Source organism: Micromonospora sp. DT31 (genome assembly GCF_049841795.1).
In the GTDB taxonomy this organism is placed as follows: domain Bacteria; phylum Actinomycetota; class Actinomycetes; order Mycobacteriales; family Micromonosporaceae; genus Micromonospora.
On sequence record NZ_JBNCKZ010000012.1, the window covers coordinates 21,965 to 28,886 of the forward strand.

Sequence of the window (6,922 nt, forward strand, 5' to 3'; positions counted from 1 at the left end):
CCCGCGTTTGCGGCCCACCGGCGAATTACGTAACGTTGCCGTTGTGAAAAACGCGTCGGCGCTGTCCCAGGCGTCGGTGACCGGCCCGGTCACCGACGGCGGGCCGGCACGTCGCCACGGGCGGGAGTCCACGCCGGCCGACCTGTCGACCCGGGACCGCGTCACCCAGCTCCTGCTGGAGCGGGGCGCCGTCACTGCCGCGCAGCTCGGTTCGGCGCTCGGCCTCAGCCCGGCCGCGATCCGGCGGCACCTCGACGCGATGCTCGCCGACGGCGACGTGGTCGCCCGCGAGCAGGTCGTGCGGGGCAGCCGCGGTCGGGGCCGCCCGGCCAAGGTGTTCGCGCTCACCGAGGCGGCCCGGAGCCGCTGCGGCACCCACCACTACGACAACATGGCCACCGCCGCGCTGCGGTGGATCGCCCGCACCGGCGGCACGGAGGCCGTCGCGGCGTTCGCGGCCGAGCAGGTCGCCGCGCTGGAGGCACGCTGCCGGTCGGCCATGGAACACGCCGACGACGCCCCGATCGCGCGGGCCGAGGCGCTCGCCGGAGCGCTGACCGCCGAAGGCTACGCTGCCAACGCGTCCACGATCGCCTCCGGCGGCCAGCTCTGCCAGCACCACTGCCCGGTGGCGCACGTGGCCGCCGAGTTTCCCCAGCTGTGCGAGGCCGAGACCGCGGTGATCTCCCGTCTGGTCGGCACCCACGTGCAGCGCCTGGCCACCATCGCGCACGGCGACGGCGTGTGCACCACGCACATTCCCGCCCAGTCCGGTTCCACCGTCACCACTGTGAGGACAGATAGATGACCGAGCAGATCGTTCAGCCCCTGACCCAGGAGGAGCAGCTCGCCGCCCTCGGTCGTTACGAGTACGGCTGGGCCGACCCCGACGCCGCCGGTGCGGTCGCCCAGCGCGGCCTCAGCGAGGCGGTGGTGCGGGACATCTCGGCGAAGAAGAACGAGCCGGCCTGGATGCTCGACCTGCGGCTCAAGGGCCTGCGGCTGTTCGGTCGCAAGCCGATGCCGGCCTGGGGCGCCGACCTCACCGGGATCGACTTCGACAACATCAAGTACTTCGTGCGGTCCACCGAGAAGCAGGCCACCTCCTGGGAGGAGCTGCCCGAGGACATCAAGAACACCTACGACCGGCTGGGCATCCCGGAGGCGGAGAAGCAGCGTCTGGTCGCCGGTGTCGCCGCGCAGTACGAGTCCGAGGTGGTCTACCACCAGATCCGTGAGGACCTGGAGGAGCAGGGTGTCCTCTTCCTGGACACCGACACCGCGCTGCGCGAGCACGAGGACGTGTTCAAGGAGTACTTCGGCACGGTGATCCCGGTCGGCGACAACAAGTTCGCCGCGCTGAACACCTCCGTCTGGTCCGGCGGCTCGTTCATCTACGTGCCCAAGGGTGTCCACGTGGACATCCCGCTGCAGGCGTACTTCCGGATCAACACCGAGAACATGGGCCAGTTCGAGCGGACCCTGATCATCGTCGACGAGGGCGCGTACGTGCACTACGTCGAGGGCTGCACCGCGCCGATCTACTCCTCCGACTCACTGCACAGCGCGGTCGTCGAGATCATCGTCAAGAAGAACGCCCGGTGCCGTTACACGACCATCCAGAACTGGTCGAACAACGTCTACAACCTGGTCACCAAGCGCGCCGTCTGCCACGAGGGCGCCACCATGGAGTGGGTCGACGGCAACATCGGCTCCAAGGTGACCATGAAGTACCCGGCGGTCTACATGACCGGCGAGCACGCCAAGGGCGAGGTGCTCTCGGTGGCCATGGCCGGCGAGGGCCAGCACCAGGACGCCGGCGCCAAGATGGTGCACGCCGCGCCGCACACCTCCTCGACCATCGTGTCGAAGTCGATCGCCCGGGGCGGCGGCCGCACCTCCTACCGAGGTCTGGTGCAGGTGCTGGAGGGTTCGCACAGCAGCCGCAGCACGGTCAAGTGCGACGCGTTGCTCGTCGACACGATCTCCCGCTCCGACACCTACCCGTACGTCGACATCCGCGAGGACGACGTGTCGATGGGGCACGAGGCGACCGTCTCCAAGATCAGCGACGACCAGCTCTTCTACCTGATGAGCCGGGGCCTCAGCGAGGACGAGGCGATGGCGATGATCGTGCGCGGCTTCATCGAGCCGATCGCCAAGGAGCTTCCGATGGAGTACGCGCTGGAACTCAACCGGCTGATCGAGCTCCAGATGGAGGGCGCGGTCGGCTGACCCCGGCCGACCCCGCCCCACTGACACCGTCGTCGCAGAACAGACCAAGGAAGAGATGACTACCCAGGCTTCCGCGCCGCCCACGACCAAGTCGCAGGCGCTCCGCTCGTACGACGTCGCCGACTTCCCGGCCCTCACGGGCCTGGAGGAGGAGTGGCGCTTCACCCCGCTCAAGCGCCTGCGTGGCCTGCTCGACGGTGCCGTCTCCGACGAGTCGGCGCACTGGCCGGCCCACGAGTACGGGCAGCTGCCCGAGGGCGTCCGCATCGGGACGATGGCCGACGACGACCCGCGCCGTGGCAGCGTGCTGACCCCGATGGACCGGATCAGCGCGCGCGCCTACGGTGAGGCCGACAGCTCTCTGCTGGTGGAGGTGGCCAGGGAGGCGGTGGTCTCCGAGCCGGTGGTCGTCACCGTGCACGGCGGCCCGTCCGACCTGGTGGCGTTCGCGCACACCTTCGTCGACGTCGGTGCGCTCTCCGAGTCGGTCGTCGTGCTCCGGCACGTCGGCACCGGCACGCTCGCCGACAACGTCGAGGTGTCGGTGGCCGACGGCGCGAAGCTGACCCTGGTCACGATCGCCGACTGGGCCGACGACGCGGTGCAGGCGCAGCACCTGAAGGTGCGGCTGGGCCGGGACGCCAAGATCGTGCACGTGCAGGTGAGCCTCGGCGGTGACCTGGTCCGGCAGTACACCTCGGTGGAGTACACCCAGCGCGGTGGCGAGGCCGAGCTGTACGGCGTCTACTTCGCCGACGCCGGCCAGCACCTGGAGCACCGGCAACTGGTCGACCACACCGTGCCGGACTGCCGCAGCTACGTCAGCTACCGGGGCGCGTTGCAGGGCGACGACGCGCACACCGTGTGGGTCGGCGACGTGCTGATCGGTGCCGAGGCGACCGGCACCGACACGTACGAGATCAACCGGAACCTGCTGCTCACCGACGGCGCTCGGGCCGACTCCGTGCCCAACCTGGAGATCGAGACCGGCGAGATCGCCGGTGCCGGCCACGCCAGCGCGACCGGCCGGTTCGACGACGAGCAGCTGTTCTACCTGATGGCCCGGGGCATCCCGGAGGGCGAGGCGCGGCGCCTGGTGGTGCGCGGGTTCTTCGCCGAGCTGATCAACAAGATCCCGGTCGAGGAGCTGCGCGAGCAGCTCGGCGAGGCGATCGAGGCCCGGCTGGCGAAGGCCGGCGCCTGATGATCAGGATCTGTTCGACCGAGGACGTGCCGAAGGGCACCGTGGTCAGCGCCGACGTGGACGGCACCCGGCTCGCCGTCGTGCACGCCGAGGACGACCGCTTCTACGCCGTGTACGACGAGTGCTCGCACGCCGCCGTGGCGCTCTCCGAGGGCGAGGTCGACGGGTGCACGCTGGAATGCTGGCTGCACGGTTCCCGTTTCGACCTCCGTACCGGTGAGCCCACCGGCCTGCCCGCGACCGAACCCGTACCCGTCTATCCCGTCGAAGTCCGCGACGGCGAGATCTACGTCAGCATGACGCCGAGCAATGGAGTGACCCGATAATGAGCACCCTGGAGATCCGCGACCTGAAGGTGTCGGTCAAGCTGCCCGAGGGTGAGCTCAAGCCGATCCTGCACGGGGTCGACCTGACCGTGCGCTCCGGTGAGACGCACGCCATCATGGGCCCGAACGGCTCCGGCAAGTCCACGCTTGCGTACTCGGTCGCCGGTCACCCCAAGTACGAGATCACCGGCGGCGAGGTGACCCTCGACGGCGTGGACGTGCTGTCCATGTCCGTCGACGAGCGCGCCCGCGCCGGCCTGTTCCTGGCCATGCAGTACCCGGTCGAGGTCCCCGGCGTGTCGGTGGCCAACTTCCTGCGTACCGCCAAGACCGCCATCGACGGCCAGGCGCCGAAGCTGCGCACCTGGGGCGGCGAGCTGCGCGGCGCCATGGAGCGCCTCCAGATGGACCCGGCGTTCGCCCAGCGCAACGTCAACGAGGGCTTCTCCGGCGGCGAGAAGAAGCGGCACGAGATCGTGCAGCTCGAGCTGCTCAAGCCGAAGATCGCCATCCTCGACGAGACCGACTCCGGCTTGGACGTGGACGCGCTGCGCGTGGTCAGCGAGGGCGTGAACCGGGTCCGTGACACCGGCGACACCGGTCTGCTGCTGATCACCCACTACACCCGCATCCTGCGCTACATCAAGCCGGACTTCGTGCACGTGTTCGTCGCCGGCCGGATCGTCGAGCAGGGCGGCCGGGAGCTGGCCGACAGGCTCGAGGAAGAGGGCTACGAGCGGTACGTCGCCGGAGCCGGCGCGGCGCGGGCCTGACCTGTCATGACCTCGATGGCCATCCCGGCGGGCATGCCGCAGTACGACGACGTGCCGCGTTTCGACGTGGCGGCGGTGCGGGCCGACTTCCCGATCCTGGCCCGGGAGGTCAACGGCCATCCGCTGGTCTACCTGGACAGCGCGAACACCTCACACAAGCCGCGGCAGGTGCTCGACGTGCTCGCCGAGCACTACGCGATGCACAACGCCAACGTGTCGCGCTCGGTGCACACGCTGGGCACCGAGGCGACCGAGGCGTACGAGGGCGCGCGGGCGAAGATCGCCGCGTTCATCAACGCGCCGAGCGTGGACGAGGTGGTGTTCACCAAGAACTCCACCGAGGCGATCAACATCGTGGCGTACGCGTTCTCCAACGCGTCGCTGCGCCCGGACGCCGACCCGCGGTTCCGCATCGGGCCGGGCGACGAGATCGTGATCTCCGAGATGGAGCACCACTCGAACATCGTCCCGTGGCAGTTGCTCGCGGAGCGCACCGGCGCGACGCTGCGCTGGTTCCCGGTCACCGACCACGGCCGGCTCGACGAGTCCGGCCTGGACGACCTGGTCACCGAGCGGACGAAGATCGTGTCGCTGGTGCACATGTCGAACATCCTCGGCACGGTGAACGCCACCTCGCGCATCACCGCGCGGGTCCGCGAGGTGGGTGCGCTGCTGCTGCTCGACTGTTCCCAGTCGGTGCCGCACCTGCCGATGGACGTGGTCGACTACGACGCGGACTTCATCGTGTTCACCGGGCACAAGATGTGCGGCCCGACCGGCATCGGTGTGCTCTGGGGCCGGGGCGAGCTGCTCGCCGCGATGCCCCCGGTGCTGGGCGGCGGCTCGATGATCGAGACGGTGACGATGGCGGGCTCGACGTTCGCCGCGCCGCCGGCCCGGTTCGAGGCGGGCACCCCGCCGATCGCCGAGGCGGTCGCGCTCGGCGCGGCGGTGGACTACCTCACCGGCGTCGGGATGCCGGCGATCCAGTGGCACGAGAAGGAACTGACCGCGTACGCGCTCGATGCCTTCGCCACCGTCCCCGGGTTGCGGATCTTCGGCCCCACCGTCCCGGTGGGCCGTGGCGGGACGATCTCCTTCGCCCTCGGTGACGTGCACCCGCACGACGTCGGCCAGGTGCTCGACTCGCTCGGCGTGCAGGTGCGGGTGGGACATCACTGCGCCAAGCCGGTGTGCAGCCGCTTCGGCGTTCCGGCCATGACGCGCGCGTCGTTCTACCTCTACACCACCACCGCGGAGATCGACGCCCTGGTGGCGGGTCTGGAACGGGTGCGGAAGGTGTTCGACTGATGCAGTTGGAATCCCTCTACCAGGAGATCATCCTGGATCACTACAAGCATCCGCACGGCCGCGGCCTGCGGGAGGCGGGCGATCCGGCGGCCCGGGTCGGCGAGGCGCACCACGTCAACCCGACCTGCGGCGACGAGATCACCGTGCGGGTGGCCACCGACGGCACCGTGTTCACCGACATCTCGTACGACGGGATGGGCTGCTCGATCAGCCAGGCGTCGGCGAGCATCCTGCACGAGCTGCTGCGGGGTCGGGCGGCCAGCGACGCCGCGCATGTGCACGAGGCGTTCGTCGAGTTGCTGTCCGGGCGGGGTCAGGTCACGCCGGACGAGGACGTACTCGGCGACGGGGTGGCGTTCGCGGGCGTGGCCCGTTTCCCGGCCCGGGTGAAGTGCGCGCTGCTGTCCTGGATGGCGTTCAAGGACGCGGCGGCGCGCGCCGGGGTGGGCGTGACCCCGCAGACGCGGGCATGAGCGGGCGGATCATCGGAAACAGTGCGCGGGTGTCTCCTGCCGGCGCTGAGCGAGACGAGGTGACGGTATGAGCGAGGACCAGAACACCATGACGCCGGAGACCGGCGCGGTGGCGACCGACGACACGGCCACGCCGGCCGGTGGGGTGGCGCCGACGGGTGGCAAGGCCGCCGTCGGCGACATCGAGGAGGCGATGAAGGACGTCGTCGACCCGGAGTTGGGCATCAACGTGGTCGACCTGGGCCTGCTGTACGGCGTGCACGTCGGCGACGACAACGTCGCCACCCTGGACATGACGCTGACCTCGGCGGCCTGCCCGCTCACCGACGTGATCGAGGACCAGACCCGGCAGGCGTTGACCACCGGGCCGGGCGGCGGGCTGGTCGGCGACGTCCGGATCAACTGGGTCTGGCTTCCGCCGTGGGGCCCCGACAAGATCACCGACGAGGGGCGCGACCAGCTCCGTTCGCTCGGCTTCAACGTCTGACCAGATCGCCCGGCGGGCGCGGCCCCCCGTGGGCGGGGCGCGCCCCCCGCGGGGATAGCGGGGTTGCCGGCCACCCCGCCGCGGCGCGGGGGGGATGGGCGGCCCCGCGGCGC

8 protein-coding genes are annotated in these 6,922 nt (G+C 70.3%); all 8 read left to right on the plus strand.

Annotated features, from left to right (window positions below; genetic code table 11):
• Window positions 1-76 precede the first annotated feature (76 nt).
• The 8 genes from ACLQ2X_RS19865 to ACLQ2X_RS19900 all read left to right on the plus strand — a co-directional run bounded on the left by ACLQ2X_RS19865 (window position 77) and on the right by ACLQ2X_RS19900 (window position 6,809).
• Window positions 77-808, plus strand: a complete 732-nt coding sequence (locus ACLQ2X_RS19865; RefSeq protein WP_425682678.1) for a helix-turn-helix transcriptional regulator — start codon at window positions 77-79, stop codon at window positions 806-808.
• Window positions 805-2,235 carry a Fe-S cluster assembly protein SufB gene (gene sufB, locus ACLQ2X_RS19870; protein WP_425682552.1) on the plus strand — a complete coding sequence of 477 codons (1,431 nt, stop codon included), beginning with the start codon at window positions 805-807 and terminating at the stop codon, window positions 2,233-2,235. Before ACLQ2X_RS19865 ends, sufB begins: the two co-directional genes overlap by 4 nt.
• 55 nt (window positions 2,236-2,290) lie before the next feature.
• Window positions 2,291-3,439, plus strand: a complete 1,149-nt coding sequence (sufD, locus tag ACLQ2X_RS19875) for a Fe-S cluster assembly protein SufD (protein WP_425682553.1) — start codon at window positions 2,291-2,293, stop codon at window positions 3,437-3,439.
• Complete coding sequence (locus tag ACLQ2X_RS19880) at window positions 3,439-3,765, plus strand: non-heme iron oxygenase ferredoxin subunit (RefSeq protein WP_425682554.1); 327 nt, start codon at window positions 3,439-3,441, stop codon at window positions 3,763-3,765. The genes sufD and ACLQ2X_RS19880 overlap by 1 nt, the downstream gene beginning before the upstream one ends.
• The gene (gene sufC / locus ACLQ2X_RS19885; protein ID WP_425682555.1) at window positions 3,765-4,538 is read left to right on the plus strand and encodes a Fe-S cluster assembly ATPase SufC; all 774 of its coding nucleotides are present in this window, start codon (window positions 3,765-3,767) and stop codon (window positions 4,536-4,538) included. The genes ACLQ2X_RS19880 and sufC overlap by 1 nt, the downstream gene beginning before the upstream one ends.
• A 6-nt stretch (window positions 4,539-4,544) precedes the next feature.
• Complete coding sequence (locus tag ACLQ2X_RS19890) at window positions 4,545-5,849, plus strand: cysteine desulfurase (RefSeq protein WP_425682556.1); 1,305 nt, start codon at window positions 4,545-4,547, stop codon at window positions 5,847-5,849.
• Entirely contained in the window at window positions 5,849-6,322 is a 474-nt protein-coding gene (sufU, locus tag ACLQ2X_RS19895) for a Fe-S cluster assembly sulfur transfer protein SufU (RefSeq protein ID WP_425682557.1), read from the plus strand. The genes ACLQ2X_RS19890 and sufU overlap by 1 nt, the downstream gene beginning before the upstream one ends.
• A gap of 67 nt (window positions 6,323-6,389) precedes the next feature.
• Entirely contained in the window at window positions 6,390-6,809 is a 420-nt protein-coding gene (locus tag ACLQ2X_RS19900) for a metal-sulfur cluster assembly factor (RefSeq protein WP_425682558.1), read from the plus strand.
• Window positions 6,810-6,922 lie beyond the last annotated feature (113 nt).

Excerpts from the sequence above, each read along its gene's own strand:
- ACLQ2X_RS19880 (WP_425682554.1), top strand. The coding sequence starts at position 3,439 with ATGATCAGGATCTGTTCGACCGAGGACGTGCCGAAGGGCACCGTGGTC.
- sufB (WP_425682552.1), top strand. The coding sequence starts at position 805 with ATGACCGAGCAGATCGTTCAGCCCCTGACCCAGGAGGAGCAGCTCGCC.
- ACLQ2X_RS19900 (WP_425682558.1), top strand. The coding sequence starts at position 6,390 with ATGAGCGAGGACCAGAACACCATGACGCCGGAGACCGGCGCGGTGGCG.
- ACLQ2X_RS19890 (WP_425682556.1), top strand. The coding sequence starts at position 4,545 with ATGACCTCGATGGCCATCCCGGCGGGCATGCCGCAGTACGACGACGTG.
- sufU (WP_425682557.1), top strand. The coding sequence starts at position 5,849 with ATGCAGTTGGAATCCCTCTACCAGGAGATCATCCTGGATCACTACAAG.
- sufD (WP_425682553.1), top strand. The coding sequence starts at position 2,291 with ATGACTACCCAGGCTTCCGCGCCGCCCACGACCAAGTCGCAGGCGCTC.
- sufC (WP_425682555.1), top strand. The coding sequence starts at position 3,765 with ATGAGCACCCTGGAGATCCGCGACCTGAAGGTGTCGGTCAAGCTGCCC.